Genomic DNA, 24,205 nt, shown 5'->3' on the forward strand with positions numbered 1-24,205 from the left:
CACGCGCGCGTGGATGCCGGTTACGGCACCGTACGACTACTTGCTGCGGCTGTAGTTCGGCGCCTCGACCGTCATCTGGATGTCGTGCGGGTGGCTCTCCTTGAGACCCGCCGAGGTGATGCGTACGAACCGGCCGCGTTCCTGCAGCTCCGGAACGGTGCGGCCGCCGACGTAGAACATCGACTGGCGCAGACCGCCGACCAGCTGGTGGACGACCGCGGACAGCGGGCCGCGGTAGGGCACCTGGCCCTCGATGCCCTCGGGCACGAGCTTCTCGTCGGAGGCGACGCCCTCCTGGAAGTAGCGGTCCTTGGAGAAGGAGCGCTGCTCGCCACGGGACTGCATGGCTCCCAGGGAGCCCATGCCGCGGTAGGACTTGAACTGCTTGCCATTGATGAACAGCAGCTCGCCCGGGGACTCCTCGCAGCCCGCGAGCAGCGAGCCCAGCATCACCGTGTCGGCGCCCGCGACCAGGGCCTTCGCGATGTCGCCGGAGTACTGCAGGCCACCGTCGCCGATGACCGGGACACCGGCCTCCTTGGCGGCGAGCGACGCTTCGTAGATGGCCGTTACCTGCGGTACGCCGATGCCGGCGACCACGCGGGTCGTACAGATGGAGCCGGGGCCCACGCCGACCTTGATGCCGTCGACGCCCGCGTCGATGAGCGCCTGGGCGCCGTCACGGGTGGCGATGTTGCCGCCGATGACGTCGACACCGGAGGAGTTCGACTTGATCTTGGCGACCATGTCGCCGACCAGGCGGGAGTGGCCGTGCGCGGTGTCGACGACAATGAAGTCGACGCCGGCCTCGATGAGGGCCTGGGCGCGCTCGAAGGCGTCACCGGCCACACCGACGGCCGCGCCGACGAGGAGACGGCCCTCGCCGTCCTTGGCGGCGTTCGGGTACTTCTCGGCCTTCACGAAGTCCTTGACCGTGATGAGGCCCTTGAGGACGCCCGCGTCGTCGACCAGCGGAAGCTTCTCGATCTTGTGGCGACGCAGCAGCTCCATCGCGTCATGGCCGGAGATGCCGACCTTGCCGGTCACCAGGGGCATCGGTGTCATGACCTCGCGCACCTGGCGCGTGCGGTCGGTCTCGAAGGCCATGTCACGGTTGGTGACGATGCCGAGCAGCTTGCCGCCGCCGTCGGTCACCGGCACGCCGGAGATGCGGAACTTGGCGCAGATCGCGTCGGCCTCGACGAGCGTCGCGTCCGGGTGCACCGTGATCGGGTCGGTGACCATGCCGGACTCGGAACGCTTGACCAGGTCGACCTGGTTGGCCTGGTCCTCGATGGACAGGTTGCGGTGCAGTACGCCGACGCCGCCCTGGCGGGCCATCGCGATCGCCATGCGCGACTCGGTGACCTTGTCCATGGCGGCGGACAGCAGCGGGATGTTGACCCGTACGTTCTTCGAGATGTACGAGGCGGTGTCGATCTGGTCGGGCGCCATGTCCGACGCGCCCGGCAGCAGCAGCACGTCGTCGTAGGTCAGCCCGAGTGTCGCGAATTTGGCGGGCACTCCGTCGACGTTGGCAGTCATGACACCTTCCCCAAATGGCCTTGATCGGTGCGGATGTCCATGCTAACGGGAAGCATGGCTCTCTCATTCCACGGTTGAGGGTGGGCTTCGGCTTCGTATGTTCGTACGGGGTTGGTGTCATCCCCGTTCAGACTCGTGCTCCTGGGGGCGCCGGGTCCCTGCTGGGGCCGCTCCGCGCGGGGTGGTCTTCGTCGACCGGCTCCCCGACGTCGTGACGGAGGTAACCAGCCGTTCCGACCGAGTCGGGTTCGGCACCGCCGGGATCCGTCGTCTCGGTCCCCGCCGTGGCGGCGGGAACGAAACTGGCCGTTTCTGCTGAGCCGGAACGGCACAGCCGGGCTCCGCCGTCCCGCTTCTCGCCCTCGCGGCGGGAAAAACCTGCCGTTCCGGCGGAAAGAAAGTCGCCGCCCCGGCTCGGTCCGCTACTGCTCCGCCAGCGCCCGCAACCGGCTCAGCGCCCGGTGCTGAGCCACCCGGACCGCCCCGGGTGACATTCCCAACATCTGGCCCGTCTCCTCGGCCGTGAGGCCCACCGCGATGCGCAGCAGGAGCAGCTCGCGCTGGTTTTCGGGGAGGTTGGCCAGGAGTTTCTTGGCCCACTCGGCGTCGCTGCTGAGCAGGGCGCGCTCCTCGGGGCCCAACGAGTCGTCCGGGCGCTCGGGCATCTCGTCCGAGGGGACGGCCGTCGAGCCGGGGTGACGCATCGCGGCGCGCTGCAGGTCGGCGACCTTGTGCGCGGCGATGGCGAAGACGAACGCTTCGAAGGGGCGCCCGGTGTCCTTGTAGCGCGGCAGCGCGAGGAGCACCGCGACGCAGACCTCCTGCGCCAGGTCCTCCACGAAGTGCCGCGCGTCACCCGGAAGTCGGGACAGACGGGTGCGGCAGTAGCGCAGCGCGAGTGGGTGTACATGGGCGAGCAGGTCATGTGTGGCCTGCTCGTCGCCGTCGACCGCGCGATGGACGAGCGCACCGATCACCGTCGTCTCGTCGTCACGCATCGGTCCATGGTGCCTTGGCGTCGTCCGATCCGTGGCACCGCGTCCGTAGTTGTGCACCGAAGCGTTATGAGCAGGTGCGCCGGAACTCATCTCCTGCGCCCTCCCCTTCCGCTCGCCCGACTCGTCCCCGAGGAACTCCACACCTCAAGGATGCGTCATCCGCCGGGAAACGGGGATCGGGCACCGAAGAGGCTCTCTCTGAGGGCCCGGCCCCACCCGCCGGACGGCGGGCAGGGGCTACTTCAGTCATACCCTCAACGCGGCTCACCTAGCGAACCAGGCCCCACCGGAATCCGAGCGCGACAGCATGCGCTCGGTCCGAGGCGCCGAGCTTCTTGAACAGCCGCCGGGCGTGCGTCTTGACGGTGTCCTCGGAGAGGAACAGCTCACGGCCGATCTCCGCGTTCGAGCGGCCGTGGCTCATGCCCTCCAGGACCTGGATCTCACGCGCGGTGAGCGTGGGCGCGGCGCCCATCTCGGCCGAGCGCAGTCTGCGCGGGGCAAGCCGCCAGGTGGGGTCGGCGAGCGCCTGCGTCACGGTCGCCCGCAACTCCGCGCGGGAGGCGTCCTTGTGCAGGTAGCCGCGGGCACCGGCGGCGACGGCGAGCGCCACGCCGTCCAGGTCCTCGGCGACGGTGAGCATGATGATGCGCGCACCGGGGTCGGCGGACAGCAGCCGCCTGACCGTCTCCACGCCGCCCAGTCCGGGCATGCGTACGTCCATCAGAATCAGGTCCGAACGGTCGGCACCCCAGCGGCGGAGGACTTCCTCGCCGTTGGCCGCCGTCGTTACACGCTCGACGCCGGGCACGGTCGCGACCGCGCGGCGGAGCGCCTCTCGGGCAAGCGGGGAGTCGTCGCAGACGAGGACGGATGTCATGGCCGCCCTCCGCAGCTGATGCGCGTCACCTTGAGCCTCCAGGCTGGTACGAATCGTCACCTGTGCGGTCGACACTCGCCGACGGATACTGCCGCCTGCCCGAGCGCTTGTTCCTTCAACCGCCTCCGCACTCTCAACGATGGTCACTCGAAAGAGTTACGGGGCAGTCAGTCGTCATCGGCACTGTACGTGAGGGCACGGACACGGTGCAGACATGCACGACGGACCCTCAATGTTTCATCACAACCTATGCCCCATTTAGCCTGTTTTCTTCCCCTTTGCTGGTGTCTGCGGCTAGATTCGCAATGAGTCATATTTTCATCTCCTTAGATCGTAGATGTACGGTCGGTGGGCACAGAGCAGCCCAGAACGGCGACAAGGGGACACGTAATGGCAGATTTCTCCCGCCTTCCCGGTCCGAACGCGGATCTCTGGGACTGGCAGCTCCTCGCGGCCTGCCGCGGGGTCGACAGCTCGCTCTTCTTCCACCCGGAGGGCGAGCGCGGTGCGGCACGGAGCGCTCGTGAGAACTCGGCCAAGGAGGTCTGTATGAGGTGCCCGGTACGCGCGGAGTGCGCGGCGCACGCCCTGGCGGTGAGAGAGCCGTACGGCGTGTGGGGCGGGCTGACCGAGGACGAGCGCGAAGAGCTCATGGGGCGGGCGCGCAACCGGCTGGTCTCGGCGTCGACCACCGGAAGCGGTCACGCTTCGAACAACTGAAGGAACGTTTCTGCGCTTCGGGCGCACACGGGCACGCGCGCGCGTGCCTCTACTTTTCGCCGCTACGGGGGCACTTCCCGGGCCACAGCCGCTACAGGGCCGCTTCCCGGGCTTCAGGGGGCACCGAGGGGTATTCCGCTATCGCGCCGCGGCCCGCGCCAGCCGGTCCAGCGTCGCTGCCACCGCCGGCACCTGGGCCAGATCCGGCAGCGTGAGCGCGACGATCTCCCGTCGCACCGGGGGCTCCACCGTCACTGTGCGCGCCCCCTTGGGTCGTACGGACTCGATGGCGAGCTCCGGAAGGACGGCCACCCCGAGACCCGCGCCGACGAGGCCGATCACGGCCGGGTAGTCGTCGGTGGCGAAGTCGATGCGGGGCTCGAAGCCGGCGCCGCGGCAGACCTCGACCAGTTGTCCGCGGCAGCGCGGGCAGCCCGCGATCCACGATTCCCCGGCGAACTCACCGATCGCGACCGACTCGGCACGGGCGAGGCGGTGCCGCTCGGGCACCAGCCCGACGAGCCGGTCCGTCAGCAGCGGCCGTACGACCAGGTCGTCCCACTCCTCGACGCCCGCCGCGCCCTCGTACCGGAACGCCAGCGCGATGTCGCAGTCGCCGCCACGAAGTTTCTCGACGGATTCCGGCGGCTCGGCCTCCTCCAGGGAGACGCGGGTGCCGGGGTGGGCGGCCCGCAGCGCGGCGAGGGCCGTCGGGACGAGCGTGGAGCTGCCGCTGGGGAAGGAGACGAGCCGGACCCGGCCGGCGCGCAGGCCCGCGATCGCGGCGACCTCCTCCTCGGCGGCCGTGAGTCCGGAGAGGATGCCCGCCGCGTGCCGGACCAGGGCCTCGCCCGCCTGGGTCAGGCGCATCTCGCGGCCGGTGCGGATCAGCAGGGGCGTGCCGACGGACGACTCCAACGCCTTCATCTGCTGGCTGACGGCGGGCTGGGTGCAGCCCAGCTCACGCCCGGCCGCCGAGAAGGAGCCGGTGGCTGCGACGGCGCGCAGAACACGGAGATGACGGGCCTCGATCACCTTCCGAGCATAAGCGAGTCTTGGGGATGGCGGCGAATATTGCGTCGCCGCTTTGGATCTCGTCGCCTAGCGTGGTGATATGAAGCTTCTTTCCCTGAATCTGGGTCGTGCGCGGGCCGTCGAGTACACGGACCAGCCGGAGGGCGTGACCGGCATCGACAAACAGCCGGTCGAGGGGCCCGTTCGGGTGACCGCGCCGGGACCGAAGGGGGTCGGCGCGAGCGGTCTCGTGGGGGACGCGGTGTGCGACATGCGTCATCACGGCGGGGACGAGCAGGCCGTATACGCGGTCGCGCGCGAGGATCTCGACGACTGGGAACGCGAGCTCGGCCGGACGCTGCCGAACGGCGTGTTCGGCGAGAACCTCACGACGGAGGGGCTCGATGTGTCCGGCGCGCGGATCGGCGAGCGCTGGCGGATCGGCTCCGAGGTAGTCCTGGAGGTCACCTGCGGGCGCATCCCCTGCCGCACTTTCCAGGGACACCTCGGCGAGAAGGGCTGGGTCAAGCGCTTCACGCAGAAGGGCGCGCCCGGCGCGTATCTGCGGGTGATCGAGCCGGGCGAGATCCGCTCCGGCGACCCGATCGAGATCGTGCACCGGCCGGACCACGGCGTCACGGTCGCTCTCCAGTTCCGCGCCGTCACGACCGAACAGGCGCTGCTGCCAAGGCTGTTGATGGCGGGCGAGGCACTGCATCCGGAGTCGCGGGAGAAGGCGCGGAAGTACGTGGCGAAGCACGGCGGGTAGGACCCGGCCGACGGGCGTGCGCAGAACCCGTGGAGCAAGGCCGGGCGTTGGGTGGCGGGGGGCGCCGGGCGCCTGGTCAGGTCACTAATCTTGCGCCATGACAACGGCTCTGATTACGGGATCGACCGCGGGCATCGGCGCCGCCTTCGCGCGGCGTCTGGCGGCTGACGGGCACAACCTCGTGCTGGTGGCACGCGATACCAAGCGGCTGGCCGAGCAGGCCACCGAACTGCACGACCGGCACGGCATCGAGGCGGAGGTGCTGACGGCGGACCTGGCGACCGACGACGGCATCGAGGCGGTGGCCACCCGCCTCGGCGACCGCAAGAACCCGGTCGACCTGCTGGTCAACAACGCTGGCTTCGGCAACAAGGGCCACTATCTCGACGTACCGATGGCCGACGAGCTGAAGATGCTCAAGGTGCACTGCGAGGCGGTGCTCCGGCTGACGTCGGCGGCGACCGAGGCGATGCGGGAGCGCGGCCGGGGCGGGGTCGTCAATGTCGCGTCGGTGGCCGCGTTCGTGCCGCGGGGTACATACGGCGCGTCCAAGGCGTGGGTCGTGCAGTTCACGCAGGGCGCGGCGAAGGACCTGGCGGGCAGTGGCGTACGGCTGATGGCGCTGGCCCCCGGGTTCGTGCGCACCGAGTTCCACGAGCGCGCCGGCATGGGCACGGACAGCATCCCGAACTGGATGTGGCTCGACGCCGACAAGCTGGTCGCGGCGGCCCTCGCGGACCTGGCCCGCGGCAAGTCGCTGTCCATCCCGGACCCGCGCTACAAGGCGCTGATGGGCTTGGTGAAGGTGACGCCGCGGGCGCTGCTCGGCGGGATCACGTCGAAGACGGGTCGGAAGTACGGACCGCAGTGACAACGGAGGTTGAAGGCGGAAGTACGCCCCCGGTGAGAGCCGGTGTGAAGTACACATGAGGTAGGTGGTGTCGCCCCTCCGGTGGGAAGATGAGGGTGTTCAACCGGACCCAGGGGGCCGGAGGCGGCGCCATGACATTCGTACAGCTCATCGACTGCAAGACCAGTCGGTTCGACGAGATGAACCGGCTGATGGACACATGGGTCGAACAGACCAAGGGCAAGCGGACCGCGACGCACAACCTGATCGGCAAGGACCGGTCCGACGCCACCCACTTCATAGAGATCGTGGAGTTCGCGTCGTACGAAGAGGCGATGCGGAACTCGAATCTTCCCGAGACCGACAGGATCTTCCGGGAGATGGTGGCGCTCTGCGACGAGATGCCGACGTTCACGGACCTGGACGTGGTCCGCGACGAGCAGCTCTACGCGGCCAACATCCGCAGGTTCTTCGAAACGGTGGCCACCAAGGGTGAGCTGCCGCCGCTCAACGACCTGATGGCGGAGAGCTACCACGACCACGACCCCGCCAACGAGCAGGACACCATCGGACTCGACGCGATGCGGCGCGAGATCGAAATGTGGCGCGGCGGCTTCGACTTCGCCTTCACCGTCGACAACCAGATCACCCAGGGCGATCGCGTCTGCACCCGGTGGACCTGGAGCGGCACCCACAAGGCCGACTTCATGGGGATCCTCGCGACCGGCAGGCAGGTCACCATGACCGGCGTGACCATCTTCCGCTGCACGGAGGACGGGAAGATCACCGAGGGCTGGTGGCAGTACGACCGGCTGGGGCTGATGGCCCAACTCGGCGCGCTCGACGCGCTGGAGACCTAGGGCTTGACCCGGCGGATCAGGTCGGCGGAGAGCTGCGGTGCCTCGGACCCGCGTCTCCGACGTGATCCGCGGGAGAGGCCCCGGCCCGAGTGACGAGGAAGCCCCCGTTCCGTGTGGAACGGGGGCTTCTTCATGAAGCGGTGCCTCAGTGGGAGTGCCCGTGGCCGTGGCCGTGACCGGCGTCGGCCTCCTCCTCGGCCGGCTTCTCGACGACCAGGGTCTCGGTCGTGAGGAGCAGGGAGGCGATGGAGGCGGCGTTCTCCAGGGCGGAGCGGGTGACCTTGACCGGGTCGATGACGCCGGCCTTGACCAGGTCGCCGTACTCGCCGGTGGCGGCGTTGAAGCCCTGGCCCTTGTCGAGTTCGGCGACCTTGGAGGTGATGACGTAACCCTCCAGGCCGGCGTTCTCGGCGATCCAGCGCAGCGGCTCGACGGCGGCCTTGCGGACGACCGCGACACCCGTGGCCTCGTCGCCGGTCTTGCCGAGGTTGCCCTCGAGGACCTTCACGGCGTGGACGAGCGCGGAGCCACCACCGGAGACGATGCCCTCCTCGACCGCGGCGCGGGTCGCGGAGATGGCGTCCTCCAGACGGTGCTTCTTCTCCTTGAGCTCGACCTCGGTGGCGGCGCCGACCTTGATCACGCACACGCCGCCGGCCAGCTTCGCGAGGCGCTCCTGGAGCTTCTCGCGGTCCCAGTCGGAGTCGGTGTTCTCGATCTCGGCCTTGATCTGGTTGACGCGGCCCACGACGGCCTCGTGGTCACCGCCACCGTCGACGACGGTCGTGTCGTCCTTGGTGACGGTCACGCGGCGGGCGGTGCCCAGCACGTCCAGGCCGACCTGGTCGAGCTTGAGGCCGACCTCCTCGGCGATGACCTGACCGCCGGTGAGGGTGGCGAGGTCGCCCAGCATCGCCTTGCGGCGGTCACCGAAGCCCGGGGCCTTCACCGCGACGGCGTTGAAGGTGCCACGGATCTTGTTCACGACCAGGGTCGACAGGGCCTCGCCCTCGACGTCCTCGGCGATGATCAGCAGCGGCTTGGAGGCGTTGGACTGGATGACCTTCTCCAGCAGGGGCAGCAGGTCCTGAATGGAGCTGATCTTGCCCTGGTGGATGAGGATGTACGGGTCCTCGAGGACGGCCTCCATGCGCTCCTGGTCCGTCACGAAGTACGGCGACAGGTAGCCCTTGTCGAAGGCCATGCCCTCGGTGAAGTCCAGCTCCAGACCGAAGGTGTTGGACTCCTCGACGGTGATGACACCGTCCTTGCCGACCTTGTCCATCGCCTCGGCGATGAGCTCGCCGACCTGCGGGTCCTGGGCGGACAGACCGGCGACGGCGGCGATGTCGGACTTCTCGTCGATCGGGCGCGCGGTCGCGAGGAGCTCGTCCGAGACCGCCTTGACGGCCGCGTCGATGCCCTTCTTCAGCAGCGCCGGGGAGGCACCCGCGGCGACGTTGCGCAGGCCCTCGCGCACGAGCGCCTGGGCGAGCACGGTGGCGGTGGTCGTACCGTCACCCGCGATGTCGTTGGTCTTGGTCGCCACCTCCTTCACCAGCTGGGCGCCGAGGTTCTCGTACGGGTCGTCGAGCTCGACCTCGCGGGCGATGGTGACACCGTCGTTGGTGATGGTGGGAGCGCCGAACTTCTTGTCGATGACGACGTTGCGGCCCTTGGGGCCGATCGTCACCTTCACCGTGTCGGCAAGCTTGTTGACGCCGCGCTCAAGGGCGCGACGGGCGTCCTCGTCGAACTTCAGGATCTTCGCCATGGGAGCGATTCAGCCCTCTCGGAAATCTTGGGAGAACGAACTGCGCCCCCGGCACCCGGCTTCATAAGGTCGCGGGGGCCAGGGGCGCAGTTCACTGCAAATCTGGGTGAATTACTTCTCGATGATCGCGAGCACGTCGCGAGCCGAGAGGACGAGGTACTCCTCGCCGTTGTACTTCACCTCGGTGCCGCCGTACTTGCTGTACAGCACGACATCGCCGACGGTGACGTCGAGCGGAAGACGGTTACCGTCCTCGAAGCGTCCCGGGCCCACGGCCAGGACGACGCCCTCCTGGGGCTTCTCCTTGGCGGTGTCCGGAATGACCAGGCCAGAGGCCGTGGTCTGCTCGGCGTCCAGCGGCTGGACCACAATGCGGTCCTCGAGCGGCTTGATGGCAACCTTGGAGCTGGCGGTCGTCACGATCCGACCTCCCCCTTCGGAGATCTCACGGGGTTAACTGTCTGAGGTGGCGACCAGGTCGATCCGTCGTCGCGGGTGCCGGACCTGCCCGTCGCTATTGGCACTCTCCAGGGGGGAGTGCCAGAGCCGAGACTATGACCGCGATTAGCACTCGGTCAAGCGGAGTGCCAGAAGCCTCCGGCGCGCCGCGAGGTTTCTGGTCGCACCGGGTGGACGCGTGCGCCGTCAGAGGTAGTCCTCGAGGCGGGCCACCGTGAATCCCTGCGCCTGGACACGACGCAGCAGCCGGGTCGTCGACTCGACGAGCGTGACGCCGTCCGTGTCCTCCGGACGGGCGAGGACGATGTCGCCGGGCCGCAGCCGGTCCCCCTCCGCATACCGCAGCCCTTCCGCTCTCATCGACGCCCGCCACAGTACGACCGCCGCGACCCCGCAGTCGCCCGCCGCGCGCAACGTCGTGCTGTCGTACCTGCCGTACGGGGGCCGCAGCAGCCGCGGCCGGATGCCGAAGCGCTGTTTGAGCTTGTCCTGCTGGCCGCAGATCTCGGCGCGCTGACCGAGATACGGCAGGCCGCGCAGGGAGGCGTGGTCGAGGGTGTGGTTCTGCACGCTGGCGCCGACCGCGCGCAGCCGGGCGAAGTGCCCGTACCCCGGCCCGACGACACTGTCCGTGAGGAACATGCTGACCGGCAGCCGCAGTTCACGGACCATGTCGACGAACCGCGGATCGCGCTCGACGCCGTCGTCGTACGTCAGGAAGACCACCTTGTCGCGGGTGGGGACGTGGTCCACGACGGGCGGCAGCCCCCGACCCGCGGCACGGGCGGTGGTCCGGACGGGCGGTTTCGGCGCCCGGGCGAGCGGGGCGGCGAGCCCCCAGCGGCGGTACGCCGACTCGTGCGGCCGTACCTTCTGCGCCGCCTTCTTGCTCAGCCGCTCGATAGGGTCGACGGACTGCGCACAGCCGCTCAGAAGAGCGGCGGCGAGCAGCCCGGCGACCAGTCCCCGCACCCTCACAGGTAGTCCTCCAGGCGGGCCACCGCGTATCCCTCGTCCGTCACCTTCTTCATGAAGCGGCGGACCATGTCGGGCATCGTGCCCTCCCAGTCGTTCCGGCCGCGGAAGTGGGTGAGGACGATGTCGCCGGGGTGCAGGTCGCCGTCCCACTCGCGGTACTCCCAGTGGTCGACGAACACCTCCTCGTCCCAGATGGGCGCGTACTTGATGCCGCAGGACTTGGCGGCGCGCAGGGTGTCCTGGTTGTAGTTGCCGTACGGAGGCCGGAAGACCGTGGGGCGCTTGCCGAACTGCTTCTTCATCACGGACTGCATGCCGCAGATCTCGTACCTCTGCTCCGCATACGAGAGTCCGGGCAGGTAGGGATGGTGGAGCGTGTGGTTGTTCAGCGTCACGCCCCGGTCGCGCATCTTCCGGAAGTACTGGTAGTCGTCCTTGACCAGGTAGTTGCTGAGGAAGGCGGTGTACGGGATCTTCAGATCACTCATCATCCGCAGGAACTTCGGGTCCTTCTCCTCGCCGTCGTCGATGGTGAGGAAGACGACCTTGTCCTTGGTGGGGACGGTGGTGAAGACCGGGGGCAGGTCCAGCTCCTCCTGGTCGTCGACCTCGAACCCGTCGCGGGCCCTGATCACCGGCTTCCTGGCAGGCGCCGGCGGGGCCGTCAGCGGCGTCCTGGCCAGTCCCCAGCGCTTGGCCGCGGCGGCCCGTTGGGCCTGCGCGAGACGGAGCTTGGCGGCGTACGAGTAGAGGGCACGGGCGGGGGGCGCCTTCATTGCCTGCTGGCCGGGGGCCGGCCGCACGCCGCCACCGTCGGAGCAGCCGGAGACGAGGGCGGCGAGGGCGAGCACGGCGACCGCACCCCGGGAACGGGCTAGACCGCGCAAACCGGCTCCACCGCGGGAAAGGGCAACCCTGCCGGGACCGGCACCACTGCCGGAACCGGCAACCCTGCCGGAACCGGCACCACTGCCGGGACCGGCACCCTCGCGGGCGCCGAATCGCCCGCGAAGCTCCATCCCCTTCGCCCTGTTTTTGTAATTTTGTCGTACGGGTCGCATGGCGCCGGATCCTCCCAGGTCATGCCCCGCACCGGGCCCCGACACCGCCGCCGGAACGCGCACCATCCACCGACTGGCCCACAATGGCCAGGTGAACGACGTCTCCTTCGCCTCCCTGCTCACCCCAGAGGGCCGCGCCCTGCTCGACGAGGTGCGCGGCACCGAACCGGCGCAGGAGCTGGCCGTCGCCACCCGGCTGCGCCGCGAGTACCCGGCCGAGCTGGTCTCGGCGGCCCTCGGGCAGGCCCGGCTGCGGCAGCGGGCGGCGGCGAAGTTCGGGGCCGAGGACGCGGAGCGGATGTTCTTCACCCCGCACGGAGTCGAGCAGTCGACGCGGACCAGCGTGGCGGCCTACCGCGCGGAGCGGTTCCGGGAGCTGGGTATGCGTTCCGTCGCCGACCTCTGCTGCGGTATCGGCGGCGACGCGATCGCGCTCGCCCGTGCCGGGATCCGGGTCCTGGCCGTCGACCGCGACCCGCTGACGGTGGCGGTCGCCCGCGCGAACGCCGACGCGCTCGGTCTCGCCGACCTCATCGAGGTGTGCGAGGCGGATGTCACGGCGGTGGACACCGCGCAGTACGACGCGGTCTTCGTGGACCCGGCCCGGCGGGGTGGCCGTGGCCGGATCTTCGACCCGGAGGCGTACTCGCCCCCGCTGTCCTGGGCGGTGGGGACGGCCCTGAAGGCGCCGCTCGCCGCGCTGAAGATCGCTCCCGGCATCCCCCACGAGGCGGTCCCCGCCGAGGCGGAGGCCGAGTGGATCTCGGACGGCGGGGATGTGAAGGAGGCCGTGCTGTGGTTCGGCACGGAACCCGGTCTGGTGCGGGCCACACTGCTGCCGGGACCGCGCGAGCTGCGCGGCCGCGGGCTCCCGAACCCTCGAGTCCGGCCGCTGGGACGCTACTTGTACGAGCCGGACGGCGCCGTCATCCGCGCCCATCTGGTCGCGGAGGTGGCCGAGGAGCTCGACGGCGGACTGATCGACGAGACCATCGCGTACGTCACGGCGGACGAGCTGCGCCCGACGCCGTACGCCACCGCATACGAGATCACCGATCAACTCCACTTCAGCGTGAAGAAGTTGAAGGCGCTGCTGCGGGAGCGGGAGGTCGGCGTCCTGACCGTGAAGAAGCGCGGGTCGGCCGTGGAGCCGGAGGAGCTGCGGCGCAAGGCCCTGCCCAAGGCGCACGGTGCCGGATCCGCGACGGTGTTCCTCACGCGGGTGGCGGGTGCCCCGACCATGCTGGTGGGGGCACCCGCGACACCGCCTGCTGACGGTGGTCGGTCTTGAGCGAGCCCAGGTCCGGCTCCGCGGCGGGCCGGAGCGCGGTGCCGGTGTGCGCCGACGGGGCCCTCGCGACCGGGCCGGTCGCGGAGTACGAACTCGTCGCCGCCGGTACGCCGTTGTAGTACGGCGTGTACTTCCACTGGCTGCTGCTCGCACTGATCGCCGCGCCCGCGAAGTTCATCGCCGTCGTCGACACGCGACTGTAAGCCCTTGCTGATCAGCTTGGAATGAAGTTACGGGTGGGGCTTACTGGTGGGACTACGGGTGGGCCGTTCGCGGCCCCTCCAGCTCACGCACCCGGGCCGTCAGCAACTCCCGCTCCCGCTCGTTCCGTGCCAGCGAGGCCGCGCGCTCGAACTCCGCCCGCGCCTCCGCCGTCCGCCCGAGACGGGCGAGCAGGTCCCCCCGGACGCTGGGCAGCAAGTGGTAGTCGCGGAGTGCGGGTTCGCCGGCGAGGCGGTCGACGATGGTGAGCGCGGGCTCCGGGCCCTGTGCCATCGAGACGGCGACGGCGCGGTTCAGCTCGACCACGGGGGACGGAGAGCGGGCCGCCAGCAGGCCGTACAGGGTGGCGATCCGGGCCCAGTCCGTGTCCTCGTAGGCGTACGCCTGTGCGTGGCAGGCGGCGATGGCGGCCTGGAGGGCGTACGGGCCGGGGGCGCCCGTGGCGACGGCATTCGCACGGCCGAGTGCGGCGAAGCCCCGACGGATCAGCAGGCGGTTCCAGCGGCGCCGGTTCTGGTCCTTGAGGAGGACCGGCTCGCCGGACGGGCCGGTGCGGGCGGCCGCGCGGGACTCCTGGAGCTCCAACAGGGCGACCAGCCCGTGCACTTCGGGCTCCTTCGGCATCAACTCGGCCAGCACCCGGGCCAGTCGGAGCGCGTCCTCGCACAGGGCGGGACGCAGCAGGTCGTCGCCCGTCGTGGCCGCGTAACCCTCGTTGAAGATCAGGTAGATGACCTCGAGCACGGACCCGAGACGGGCTTCGCGCTCCGGGCCGTACGGGACCTCGAAGGCGACCCCCTTCGTCGCCAGCGTCCGCTTGGCGCGCACGATGCGCTGAGCGATCGTCGGCTCCGGGGCGAGGAAGGCGCGGGCGATCTCGGCGGTGGTCAGGCCGCCCAGCAGGCGCAGGGTGAGCGCGATGCGGGCCTCGGCGGACAGGACGGGGTGGCAGGCGGTGAAGACGAGCCGCAGCAGGTCGTCGTCGATGTCGTCCGGGTCGGCGGGCTCGTCGACATGGTGCGGGGCGGTGACCGACAGGTCCCGCCCCACCTCCTCCAGCTTGCGCGCGTACCGTTCCCTGCGGCGTACGAGGTCGATCGCGCGGTGCTTGGCGGCGGCCGTCAGCCAGGCACCCGGGTTGTCCGGAACACCGTCCCGCGGCCACTGCTCAAGCGCCGCGACCAGGGCGTCCTGCGCGAGTTCCTCGGCGATGCCGACGTCCCGGACGATCCGGGCCACGGCGGCGATGACACGAGGCGCCTCAATGCGGAACACGGTCTCGATGGCAGTGTCGACGGTGGGCTGCTCAGTCACAGCCCACCATGCAACACCCTCGACGGCCTCAGGCCAAGGAACGCTCAGCCCTCGGCGATCTCCCGCACCTCGCAGGTCACCGTCCAGTACTCCTCGTGCACCTTCACAAACCGCCTGGTCCACTCGACGGCCTCGTCCATGTCCTTGCACTGGGTGATGGCGTAGCCGCCGATGACCTCCTTCGACTCGGTGAACGGCCCGTCCGTGACGGTGACCTGGCCACCCTCCCAGCGAACCCGCTTGCCCTGGCTCTGCGGAGTCAGCCCGGCGGTGTCCAGCATCACCCCGGCCTTGGTGATCTCCTCGATCAGCTCCCCCATCCGCTCCATCAGCTCGGGGCTCGGGCCCTCCTCGGGCGCGGTGGTCTCATCGACGCGGACGATCGAGAGGTAGCGCGGCATGGTGACTCCTTCGGTACGGCGGCCGGGTCTTTCCGGCCGTTCCGGGCGAGGTCTCTCCCCGCCTCTCACCCTTGCGTCGAACGGGAGACGCCTGTTTCGACACCGTCTCCGGATTTCTTCGAAGTTTCTTCCGGGAGGCCAGTTTCCGCAGGTCGAAGCGGTGGTCCGGACAGCACGTCTGCCGCCACGGCCGCCGTCGCCAGCAATCCGGCCGCCACCCAGAAGGCCGCCGAGAAGCCGTGCACCAGCCCCGCGGGCCCGGCCCCCGTCGCGCTCCCCGCGACCGTCGCGAGCACCCCGAGCACCCCGCGCCCCACGGCCCTGCCCACCTGTCGGGCGCTGTTGAGCAGCCCGGGCGCCATCCCGGCCTCCTCCGGTGCCACACCCGTCGTCGCCGACGTGCCCAGCGGTACGAAGCACAGGCCGATGCCGACGCTCGCCACGGCGGACGGGGCGAGCACCGAGAGCCAGAGGCCGCCGTCGACCGCCACGGCGAGCGCGAACCACGCGAACCCGGCCGCGCCCAGCAGCCCGCCCGCCACCAGAAGCGCCCGCGCGCCGACCCGGCCGATGACGCGGGTGACGAGGGCCGAGCCGAGCTCGCGGCACCGAAGACCGCGAAGCCGCCCATGAGCACGCGTCGCCGACCGCCGACGTCGGCGAGCCGCCCGCCGCGCATCAGCAGGCCGCCGAAGCCGAGCGCGTAGGCGTTGACGACCCAGGTCAGCGACTCGCCGCCGAAGCCGGGGCCGCGCCCGATGTCGGGCAATGCGACCTTCACGACGGACATGTGTACTGCGTCTACGGCGACCTGGTCTTCCGCCGCGCCGTCGACCGTCGCGCGGCGGAACCGGACCGCAAGCGGTACTTCCCCGCCCTGCTGGACGACGAGGACGCGGCCGAACTCCCCCCTGACCAGGCTGCGGGGCAGATGGGGGGCGCTCACCGAGGGGTACGCCGTGCGGCAGCAACTGAGGGCGGTCGTGGACGGGTTGCTCACCGCCCACCGCGGCCAGGGCCTGCCTTCTGATCACGCCTGGGCCGTGGGGCTCACTTCAGCGACGCCCACAGCTCGCTCGCCTCCGGCTCGTTCGCCACCACCCGGTTGTGGTCCGAGGGAGCCGTCACGACGGGCATCATCACCGTCTTGACGTCCTCGGACGACAGTCCCTTCAGGCTCTGGCCGAGCTTCATCAGCTCACCCAGCGAGTCGAGACCCGTGTCCGTCGTCAGGCTGCCCGTGACCGCGTTCGCGACCTTGTAGAGCTTGGTGGGATCGGTGAGCAGATCGGTCGACGAGACCTGCTTCAACAGGGCCTTCACCAGTTTCTGTTGCAGGCCTATGCGCCCCAGGTCGCTGCCGTCGCCTATGCCATGACGGGTGCGGGCCAGCGCCAGCGCCTTCGTGCCGTCGAGGTGGTGTTCGCCGGCCGTGAGGTGCAGGTGGCTCTTGTCGTCGTCGATGTCCTCGTCCGTCGTGACGGTGACGCCGCCGAGCGCGTCGACCAGGTCCGCGAAGCCGGAGAAGTCGATCTCGACGTAGTGGTCCATGCGGACGTCGGTCAGGGACTCGACCGTCTTCACCGCGCAGACCGGGCCGCCCACCGAGTAGGCGCTGTTGAACATCGCGTTGTACGCCACCGAGGTCGTCCCGCCCGACGACGTCGGGCACGACGGGCGGGTCACCAGAGTGTCCCGGGGAATGCTCACCACGGTCGCCTTCGTACGGCCCTCGTCGATGTGGACGACCATCGCCGTGTCCGAGCGGGCACCGGAGCTGCTGCCGCCGCCGAGCTTCGCGTTCGCCTTGCCGCTGCGGGAGTCGGAGCCGAGGACCAGGATGTTCAGGGCGCCGCTCGGCAACGCAGAGGCCGAGGCGGACGCGGACACCGACGGGGTCGACACGGCCCTCGCCGGGCGGTCGTCGCCCAGCGCGCTGTTGATGTCGACGCTCTTGATGTTGTGGTTCAGGTGCCAGTAGGCCCAGCCCGCCCCCGCGGCGGAGAGTACGAGGACGCCGGCGAGCGCGATGCCGGCGGCCTTCAGCAGGCCTCGCCGCCGTCGGCCACCGCGTCTCGCGGCGTCCTCGTTGCCGTCCCCGTGCTCGTCTTCACCAGTCACGCGGAGGAACGTAAGTCCGAATTATTACGAGCAGGAACCTCTTCTCGCGTTTCCTTCGGAAAATCTCAGACTTCTCAGACAGACCTCAGCCCAGCGTGACCGTGGGCACCGGATTGCTCCCGCTCCATGACGCGTTGAAGCCGAACGTCACCGATCCGCCGTCCGGCACCGTTCCGTTGTAGGAGGCGTTCGCGCACGTCACCACGGCTCCGGACTGGGTGCAGGTGGCGTTCCAGGCCTGGGTGATCCGCTGACCCGCGCCGTACGTCCAGCTCACCTTCCAGGAGGAGAGCGCCGCCCCCGAGCAGGCGATCTTCACCTGCCCGGTGAACCCCGTGTTCCATTGACCGCTGATCCCGTACGTCGCCGCGCACCCGCCGGTGGAAGGAGGTGTCGACGTACCCCCGAGCGAGGTCGCGATCGCGTAGTACGCCGGTTTCGCCACGTAGTTCTCGTCGTACGGTGTCGCCGCGCCGTACCCCGAGAAGACGTCCGGGATCCAGGAGTCGGAGTCGGTGAAGCCCCAGACGGTGACGCCGTAGCACCTGGACACGGCCACGCACGCGTCGAACACGGCCTTGTAGTCGGCCGCCTGCTGCGTCAGCTTCGCGCCGTCGGCCGGGAGTTGCATCCGAATGTCCAGCTCGGTGATCGCGACGTCGACGCCGAGGTCGGCGAAGCGCTGGATGTTCTGCTGAAGCGTGGCGGGGACCTGGCCGAGGATCAGATGGGCCTGGAGGCCGACGCCGTCGATGGGGACGCCGCGCTCCTTCAGCGACTTGACCAGGTTGTACAGGGCGGTGCTCTTCGCGTTGACGCCCTCGACGTTGTAGTCGTTGATGTAGAGCTTGGCGCTCGGGTCCGCCGCGTGGGCCCAGATCAGCGCCTGGGCGATGTAGTCGGCACCGAGGCCGTTGTACCAGAGGGTGGAGCGGTAGGTGCCGTCCTCGTTGAAGGGCTCGTTCACCACGTCCCAGGCCGCCAACTTGCCTTTGTAGCGGGTGACTTCGGTGGTGATGTGGTCCTGGAGCAGGCCGCTCAGCTCGGCGGCCGTCCAGGTGCCGCTGGTCAGCCAGCTCGGATTCTGGCTGTGCCAGACCAGGGTGTGGCCGCGCACCTGCTGGTTGTGGGCCTGCGCGAAGGCGACGATCTGGTCGGCCTCGGCCCAGTTGAAGCTGCCCCGGGTGGGCTCGACGGAGCCCCACTTCATGGCGTTGCCCGGGGTCAGCGAGTTGAACTGGGCCCCGGCGATGTCGCCGTACGTGCCGGTGAGCTTGGAGCCGGTGACGGCGGTGCCGATGACCTTGCCCTTGGCGGCGGCCAGGTCGCGGAGGGGGGTGTCGGCGGCGTGGGCGGCGGGGGCCGCGACCAGCAGGGCGCCGAGGGCGGCGATGCCGGTGAACAGCGACGCCAAGGATAAGCCTGATCTCAGAGATCTCACTGCGGGTGCCTCCGAAAGTTTCGGTCGTGCAACCGATTGGCTTCGGAGAGTGTGGGGCTGCCCGCACCACTCGTCAATACAGGAACTCTGATCCGCGCCCTACGCCGCAGGCGCTCCCGTACTGCTCCGCACCACCAGAGTCGTCGCCAACTCCACTCGGGTTGCCGCCGACGCCCCCTGCGCCCGCCCCAGTTCGAGCACCAGCTTCGCCGCCGCCTCCGCCATCTCCGTCAGCGGCTGCCGTACGGTCGTCAACGGCGGCCCGACCCAGCGGGCCACCGGCAGATCGTCGAACCCGACGACGCTCAGGTCCTCCGGGATGCGCAGCCCCAGCTCGCGCGCGGCCTCGTACAGACCGAGCGCCTGCAGGTCGTTGCCCGCGAAGACGGCGGTGGGCCGGTCGGGCAGGCGGAGCAGCTCGAGTCCCGCCCGATACCCACTGTCGTGGTGGAAGTTCCCCGGTCGGATCAGCGCCGGGTCGACCGGCAGCCCCGCCGTCTCCAGCGCGGCGCGATAGCCGTCGACCCGGGCACGGCTGCACATCATCCGCGAGGGCCCGCTGATCGCGCCGATCCGGGTGTGGCCCAGCTCGACGAGATGGCGGGTCGCGGCCAGCCCGCCGTGCCAGTTGGTGGCGCCGATGGACGGCACGTCGTCGCCCGGATCACCGGCCGGGTCCATCACCACGAACGGGATGGACCTGCTGGTCAGCAGCGCCCGTCCGGACTCGTCGAGCCCGGACAGTACGAGGATCACGCCGTACGGGCGGCGCGCGGCGACCTGGTCGGCCCAGGTGCGGCCGGGGGTCAGCCGGCCCGCGCTCTCGGAGAGGACCACGCTCAGCCCCTGGTCCCGGGCGACGTTCTCGACGCCCCGGATGACCTCCATCGCCCAGGCGCTCTCCAGCTCGTGGAAGACCAGGTCGATGAGGGGCGAACGCGTGGCCTCGGCCCGGCGGCGCCGGTAGCCGTACTCGCGCAGCAGCTCCTCGACACGGGTGCGGGTCGCCGGGGCCACATCGGCGCGGCCGTTGAGGACCTTCGAAACAGTCGGAGCCGATACGCCGGCCTCGCGGGCGATCTCGGCGAGCGTCGCGGTCTGCGTCGACCGCGCGGTCGAACGCGTTGCCGTGTGTGTTCCCTGTGTTCCCATGGGTTTTGACGGCTTCGCGGGATTCATGCGCGTGATCGTAGCCGTGCGTCTGCACGCGTCGAACCCCCTTGGACGCCACATTTCTTCCAGAAGATTCGTCGTGCGGCTCGAAATATTCGGAGGGCCCTCCGGCCCCGGGTCGGGGCTCCCTGCCCCCTGGAGCGGCCTCGCTTCCGCCCGGGGGCAGGGTCCGTCTCACTTCAACCGCACCTCGCACCGCATCCGCCGCTCCCGCCCCATCACCCGCTCCGCCCCGGTCAGCGTCACCGGCACCGCGTACCGGATGTCACCCTCGGCACTGGACACCGCCAACCGCAGCTCCAGCTCCCCCGGTTCGACGATCCGGTCGCCGTCGGGTCCGGTGTACGCGGCCAGGTCCGCCGGGAACGTGAAGTGGACCTCCGTCGACGCCCCCGCCTCCAGCGGCACCCGTGCGTAGCCGACCAGGCGGGCCACCGGGCGCGCCACCTTGCCCACCGGGTCGTGGAGATAGAGCTGCACGACCTCGGTGCCGGCCCGCTCCCCCGTGTTGCGGACGGGCAGCCGCAGTGTCGTCTCGCCGTCCGTCGGGAACGCGCTGTCGTCGACCGACGGCGGCTGCCAGGCGTACGACGTGTAGGACAGCCCGTGCCCGAACGGGAACAGCGGCGTGGGGTCGAGGGTGCTCGCCTCTCCGCGCTGCCCGAGGGGCGGGGCGAGGTACGTCCACGGCTGTCCGGAGGGGCCGCGCGGCACGCTCACCGGGAGCCGCCCCGACGGGTTGACCCGACCCGACAGGACCCCGGCCACCGCGGGGCCGCCCTCCTGGCCCGGGAAGAACGCCTGCAGCACCGCCGCGCACCGGTCCGCCCAGCGTCCGAGCGCGTACGGGCGGCCGGAGAGCAGGACCAGCACCACCGGTGTCCCGGAGGCCAGCGCCCTGTCCACCAACTCACCCTGCCGTTCGGGAAGTTCGAGGTCCGGCGCGTCGCAGCCCTCGCCCGATGTGCCGCGTCCGAACAGGCCCGAGCGATCGCCGACCGCGACCACGCACACATCGCCCGCCGCCGGGTCGTCCGTGAACTCCACATCCGGCAACTCCGTGCGCAGCGCATCGAGCAGCGTCGGTACGGCGACCCCCGTCGGGACCTCTGGGTAGTCCAGCAGGACATGGCGGGGGAAGGTGTAGCAGCCGAGCATGGCCGCCGGGTCGTCGGCGAGGGGGCCGAGAACGGCGATCCGGCGCACACCGGGCGCGAGCGGCAGTGCGCCCCTGGGGTTGGCCAGCAGCACGACGGACTCCTCGGCCAACTGGCGCGCCAGCGCTCGCATATGGGGTGGGTCGAGGTCGACAGGGGCGGCGGGGGTGGTGGGGTGGGCCGGGTTTTCCTCGCCCCCGCCCGCGGGGCCTGACGCGGTCGCGGGCGGTGTCCAGCCCGGGTCCAGCAGGCCCAGTTCGCACTTCTGGGTGAGGACCCGTAGTGCGGCCCGGTTCACGAGTTCCTCGTCGAGGGGGCCGGCTCCGTAGCAGCGCACCGCGGGGAGTTCGACGTCCACGCCTGCCGCGAGGGCGAGCTCGGCCGCGCCCGACGGGGAATCGGTGAGTCCGTGCGCCGACTCCAGGAAGGACACGCCGAAGTAGTCGGCGACGACCGTTCCGGTGAACTCCCATTCCTCCCGCAGGAGTTGGGTGAGGAGGGGGTGGTGCGCGTGGGCGGGCAGGCCGTCGAGGTCGTTGTAGGCGGCCATCACCGAGCGCGCGCCGCCCTCCCGTACGGCCATCTCGAACGGCGGCAGGATGACGTCCGCCAGTTCGCGCGGGCCGATCGACGCGGGCGCGTGGTTTCGGGCGCCGCGCGAGGCCGAGTACCCGGCGAAGTGCTTGAGGGTGGCGACGATGCCCGCCGACTCCAGGCCCTGCACATAGGCGGTGCCGACGGTGGCCACGAGGTAGGGGTCCTCGCCGATCGACTCCTCCGTGCGGCCCCAGCGGGGATCGCGTACGACGTCGAGGACGGGGGCGAGCCCCTGGTGCACGCCGACCGACCGCATCGAGGCGCCGATCGCCGACGCCATCTCCTTCACCAGGGCCGGGTCGAAGCTCGCACCCCAGGCGAGCGGGGTCGGGAAGACGGTCGCCTGCCAGGCCGTGAAGCCGGTGAGGCACTCCTCGTGGGCGAGGGCGGGCAGCCGGAAGCGGTTGGCGGAGCGGATGCGTTCCTGGAGGGAGGCCAGACGGGCGACGCCCTCGGCCGGGTCGACGGGCGCCGTGCCGAAGGGGCGGGTCAACTGGCCGAGGCCGTGCGGAAGCAGCTCCGTCAGGTCGATGTCCTCGGACAGGGCGTGCTGCAGCGGCGCCATGTCACCGCCCGGGGTCTCGTTCGAGCCGGGCCAGACGCTGTAGAGCTGGGCGGTCTTCTCCTGCGGGGTCATACGGGCGAGCAGATCGGCGGCGCGGACGCCTGCGGGCAGAGCGGGGTCCTGCCAGGGGTGGGTCATGTAACTCCTCACGTCTGTAAGGGAATCCGGGGCATCCGTGGAGCCCCTGCTGCTGCTCAGCCCTTCGTCGCGCCGAGCGTGATGCCGCCGATGAGCTGCCGTTCGGCGACCGCGTAGAAGGCCAGGGCGGGCGCCATGGCGAGCACCAGATACGCGAAGATGCGGGCCACGTCGGAGGCGTACTGGCCCTGGAACTGCTGGATGCCGACCGGGACCGTCCACCAGGTGGGCTCGGTGAAGACCAGCAGGGGGAGCAGGAACTGGTTCCAACTGCCGACGATGGCGAGGACGGAGACCGTCCCCAGCGCGGGCCGTGCCAGCGGCAGCAGGATGCGCCAGAAGAAGCCGAAGCGCGAACAGCCGTCGAGGGTCGCCGCCTCCTCCAGCTCACCGGGGATCTCCCGGAAGAATCCGCGCAGGATGACGATCGTCAGCGGCAGGCCGAAGGCCGCCTCGGGAAGGATGACGCCCCACGGATTGTCCAGGAGCCCGAACGTGCGCAGCAGGATGAACAGCGGCAGGCTCGCCACCGCGAACGGGAACATCAGGCCCATCGTGAAGAGGGTGAAGAGGAACTCCCTGCCACGGAAGGCGAATCGGGCCAGCGCGAACGCGGCGAGCGCCGCGGTGGCCACCGTGAGCACGGTGGTGCCCAGGGCGATCACCGTGCTGCTGCCGATGGACCGCCAGAACGCCCCCGAGCCGAGCAGGGACGTGTAGTTCGAGGTCACCCAGGGCGATGGAAGCCCGAAGGGGTTGCTGGAGAGCTGGTCGGTGGACTTGAAGCCGGAGATGAGGGCGTACAGGAGCGGGGTGACCATGAAGACGCCGACCAGCCAGAGGGTCACGTACACGGGCAGCGTGCGCAGCCTCCGGCGCCGCAGCACGGCCTTCGGCACGCCCGTCTGCGCGCTCATCGGTTCGCTCGCATGGTGGTGAGGGCTCCTTCGGTGTCACGGCGCAGCACGAAGCGCTGGTAGGCGAGGGCGAAGACGAGGGCGATCAGGAACATCGCGACGCTGATGGCGCTGGCGTAGCCCATCTGGTAGCGCTTGAAGCCGTACTGGACCATGGAGATCGCCATCGTCTCGGAGGCGTGGTCGGGCCCGCCGGTGGTGATCACCCAGACCAGGTCGAAGAGCTGGATGGAGTAGATGACGGACAGGAACGCGCTGATCCGCAGGGTCGGGGCCAGCAGCGGCAGCGTGATGTGGCGGAAGCGCTGCCAGGTGCCCGCGCCGTCGATGCGGGCCGCCTCGTGCAGCTCGGCCGGGATGCCCTGCAGGCCGGCCAGGTACAGCATCATGTGGAAGCCGAAGTACTTCCACGTCATGACGAGGAAGAGGGTGGGCAGGACGGTGTTCTGGCCCGCGAACCAGTCCCCGCCCAGGCCGCTCAGCCCCACCGCGTCGAGGACCTTGTCCGCGAGTCCGTCCCCCGGCGCGAAGATCATGCCGAACAGCACGCCGGTGATGACCTCGGACAGGATGTACGGCGCGAAGAACAGCATCCGGTAGACGGCCCGGCCACGCAGCTTCTGGTTGAGCAGTACGGCCATGGCGAGGGCGAACGGCAGCTGCAGGACGACGGAGAAGCCGATGAGCAGCGCGCCGCGCCACAAGTCCCCGAGGAATACGGGATCCTTGAAGAGCCGCGTGTAGTTGCCGAGCCCCTGGAAGTCCGAAGGGGCCTCGAATCCACCCCAGTTGAAGAAGCTGACGTACATCGCGTAGCCCATGGGCACCAGGACCAGCAGGCCGAACAGGGCGAGCGCAGGGACCGTGAAGACGAAGGCCCCCAGCCAGTCCCGTACGCGACGCAGAACGGGCCGCCGGGGCGCGGGGCCGCCGGATGGCGCGGTCACCGGGTCGGGTGAC

The 24,205-nt window shown here is 70.1% G+C and carries 23 protein-coding genes; 6 read left to right on the forward strand and 17 right to left on the reverse strand.

Annotated elements, in window-relative coordinates:
- Positions 1 to 36 precede the first annotated feature (36 nt).
- The 3 genes from guaB to ACZ4RZ_RS03675 all read right to left on the reverse strand — a co-directional run bounded on the left by guaB (position 37) and on the right by ACZ4RZ_RS03675 (position 3,423).
- The gene (guaB, locus tag ACZ4RZ_RS03665; protein WP_467741626.1) at positions 37 to 1,545 is read right to left on the reverse strand and encodes an IMP dehydrogenase; all 1,509 of its coding nucleotides are present in this window, start codon (positions 1,543 to 1,545) and stop codon (positions 37 to 39) included.
- Between the two features lie 422 nt (positions 1,546 to 1,967).
- Complete coding sequence (locus tag ACZ4RZ_RS03670; protein ID WP_060901477.1) at positions 1,968 to 2,543, reverse strand: sigma-70 family RNA polymerase sigma factor; 576 nt, start codon at positions 2,541 to 2,543, stop codon at positions 1,968 to 1,970.
- A 268-nt stretch (positions 2,544 to 2,811) separates the two neighbouring features.
- On the reverse strand, positions 2,812 to 3,423 hold the full coding sequence (locus ACZ4RZ_RS03675; protein ID WP_003948568.1) for a response regulator transcription factor: 612 nt from the start codon (positions 3,421 to 3,423) through the stop codon (positions 2,812 to 2,814).
- A 390-nt stretch (positions 3,424 to 3,813) separates the two neighbouring features.
- Here ACZ4RZ_RS03675 and ACZ4RZ_RS03680 point away from each other — a divergent pair, with 390 nt between their 5' ends.
- The gene (locus ACZ4RZ_RS03680; RefSeq protein WP_189190278.1) at positions 3,814 to 4,143 is read left to right on the forward strand and encodes a WhiB family transcriptional regulator; all 330 of its coding nucleotides are present in this window, start codon (positions 3,814 to 3,816) and stop codon (positions 4,141 to 4,143) included.
- 138 nt (positions 4,144 to 4,281) lie between these two features.
- Here the strand turns inward: ACZ4RZ_RS03680 and ACZ4RZ_RS03685 are convergent, their stop codons facing one another.
- Positions 4,282 to 5,178: a LysR family transcriptional regulator gene (locus tag ACZ4RZ_RS03685; protein WP_467741629.1), complete on the reverse strand. Its 897-nt coding sequence runs from the start codon at positions 5,176 to 5,178 to the stop codon at positions 4,282 to 4,284.
- Between the two features lie 79 nt (positions 5,179 to 5,257).
- Between ACZ4RZ_RS03685 and ACZ4RZ_RS03690 the strand changes: the two genes are divergently transcribed.
- The 3 genes from ACZ4RZ_RS03690 (at position 5,258) to ACZ4RZ_RS03700 (ending at position 7,636) form a co-directional block, all read left to right on the forward strand.
- Positions 5,258 to 5,926, forward strand: a complete 669-nt coding sequence (locus tag ACZ4RZ_RS03690) for an MOSC domain-containing protein (protein ID WP_467741631.1) — start codon at positions 5,258 to 5,260, stop codon at positions 5,924 to 5,926.
- A gap of 97 nt (positions 5,927 to 6,023) precedes the next feature.
- The gene (locus ACZ4RZ_RS03695; RefSeq protein ID WP_467741633.1) at positions 6,024 to 6,797 is read left to right on the forward strand and encodes an SDR family NAD(P)-dependent oxidoreductase; all 774 of its coding nucleotides are present in this window, start codon (positions 6,024 to 6,026) and stop codon (positions 6,795 to 6,797) included.
- Between the two features lie 131 nt (positions 6,798 to 6,928).
- The gene (locus ACZ4RZ_RS03700; RefSeq protein ID WP_467741635.1) at positions 6,929 to 7,636 is read left to right on the forward strand and encodes an ester cyclase; all 708 of its coding nucleotides are present in this window, start codon (positions 6,929 to 6,931) and stop codon (positions 7,634 to 7,636) included.
- A gap of 145 nt (positions 7,637 to 7,781) precedes the next feature.
- Here the strand turns inward: ACZ4RZ_RS03700 and groL are convergent, their stop codons facing one another.
- The 4 genes from groL to ACZ4RZ_RS03720 all read right to left on the reverse strand — a co-directional run bounded on the left by groL (position 7,782) and on the right by ACZ4RZ_RS03720 (position 11,734).
- Positions 7,782 to 9,410 (reverse strand): chaperonin GroEL, encoded by a 1,629-nt coding sequence (groL, locus tag ACZ4RZ_RS03705; RefSeq protein ID WP_467741637.1) that lies wholly within the window; start codon positions 9,408 to 9,410, stop codon positions 7,782 to 7,784.
- A 111-nt stretch (positions 9,411 to 9,521) separates the two neighbouring features.
- Positions 9,522 to 9,830 carry a co-chaperone GroES gene (groES, locus tag ACZ4RZ_RS03710; RefSeq protein WP_077796719.1) on the reverse strand — a complete coding sequence of 103 codons (309 nt, stop codon included), beginning with the start codon at positions 9,828 to 9,830 and terminating at the stop codon, positions 9,522 to 9,524.
- 225 nt (positions 9,831 to 10,055) lie between these two features.
- On the reverse strand, positions 10,056 to 10,847 hold the full coding sequence (locus ACZ4RZ_RS03715; protein WP_467741639.1) for a polysaccharide deacetylase family protein: 792 nt from the start codon (positions 10,845 to 10,847) through the stop codon (positions 10,056 to 10,058).
- On the reverse strand, positions 10,844 to 11,734 hold the full coding sequence (locus tag ACZ4RZ_RS03720; RefSeq protein WP_467741641.1) for a polysaccharide deacetylase family protein: 891 nt from the start codon (positions 11,732 to 11,734) through the stop codon (positions 10,844 to 10,846). Before ACZ4RZ_RS03720 ends, ACZ4RZ_RS03715 begins: the two co-directional genes overlap by 4 nt.
- A gap of 265 nt (positions 11,735 to 11,999) precedes the next feature.
- Here ACZ4RZ_RS03720 and ACZ4RZ_RS03725 point away from each other — a divergent pair, with 265 nt between their 5' ends.
- A complete protein-coding gene (locus ACZ4RZ_RS03725) occupies positions 12,000 to 13,199 on the forward strand; it encodes a THUMP-like domain-containing protein (protein WP_467741643.1) in 1,200 nt (399 codons plus the stop codon).
- Entirely contained in the window at positions 13,196 to 13,318 is a 123-nt protein-coding gene (locus tag ACZ4RZ_RS03730) for a hypothetical protein (protein ID WP_467741645.1), read from the forward strand. Before ACZ4RZ_RS03725 ends, ACZ4RZ_RS03730 begins: the two co-directional genes overlap by 4 nt.
- A 136-nt stretch (positions 13,319 to 13,454) precedes the next feature.
- Here ACZ4RZ_RS03730 and ACZ4RZ_RS03735 read toward each other — a convergent pair whose 3' ends face one another.
- The 9 genes from ACZ4RZ_RS03735 to ACZ4RZ_RS03775 form a co-directional block, all read right to left on the reverse strand.
- On the reverse strand, positions 13,455 to 14,735 hold the full coding sequence (locus tag ACZ4RZ_RS03735; protein ID WP_467741646.1) for an RNA polymerase sigma factor: 1,281 nt from the start codon (positions 14,733 to 14,735) through the stop codon (positions 13,455 to 13,457).
- Between the two features lie 44 nt (positions 14,736 to 14,779).
- Positions 14,780 to 15,136 (reverse strand): YciI family protein, encoded by a 357-nt coding sequence (locus ACZ4RZ_RS03740; protein ID WP_467741648.1) that lies wholly within the window; start codon positions 15,134 to 15,136, stop codon positions 14,780 to 14,782.
- A gap of 65 nt (positions 15,137 to 15,201) precedes the next feature.
- Entirely contained in the window at positions 15,202 to 15,678 is a 477-nt protein-coding gene (locus tag ACZ4RZ_RS03745) for a hypothetical protein (RefSeq protein ID WP_467741650.1), read from the reverse strand.
- 508 nt (positions 15,679 to 16,186) lie between these two features.
- Entirely contained in the window at positions 16,187 to 17,257 is a 1,071-nt protein-coding gene (locus ACZ4RZ_RS03750) for an LCP family protein (protein WP_467741652.1), read from the reverse strand.
- A gap of 85 nt (positions 17,258 to 17,342) precedes the next feature.
- Positions 17,343 to 18,698, reverse strand: coding sequence for a glycoside hydrolase family 10 protein (locus tag ACZ4RZ_RS03755; RefSeq protein ID WP_467741654.1), 1,356 nt, complete (start codon positions 18,696 to 18,698; stop codon positions 17,343 to 17,345).
- Between the two features lie 99 nt (positions 18,699 to 18,797).
- Positions 18,798 to 19,850 carry a LacI family DNA-binding transcriptional regulator gene (locus ACZ4RZ_RS03760; RefSeq protein ID WP_467741974.1) on the reverse strand — a complete coding sequence of 351 codons (1,053 nt, stop codon included), beginning with the start codon at positions 19,848 to 19,850 and terminating at the stop codon, positions 18,798 to 18,800.
- Between the two features lie 195 nt (positions 19,851 to 20,045).
- Entirely contained in the window at positions 20,046 to 22,328 is a 2,283-nt protein-coding gene (locus tag ACZ4RZ_RS03765; RefSeq protein ID WP_467741656.1) for a beta-xylosidase/alpha-l-arabinosidase, read from the reverse strand.
- A 56-nt stretch (positions 22,329 to 22,384) separates the two neighbouring features.
- Entirely contained in the window at positions 22,385 to 23,245 is an 861-nt protein-coding gene (locus ACZ4RZ_RS03770) for a carbohydrate ABC transporter permease (protein ID WP_467741658.1), read from the reverse strand.
- Positions 23,242 to 24,192, reverse strand: coding sequence for a carbohydrate ABC transporter permease (locus ACZ4RZ_RS03775; protein WP_467741660.1), 951 nt, complete (start codon positions 24,190 to 24,192; stop codon positions 23,242 to 23,244). Before ACZ4RZ_RS03775 ends, ACZ4RZ_RS03770 begins: the two co-directional genes overlap by 4 nt.
- Positions 24,193 to 24,205 lie beyond the last annotated feature (13 nt).

This window comes from Streptomyces sp. NPDC027189 (assembly GCF_055566975.1).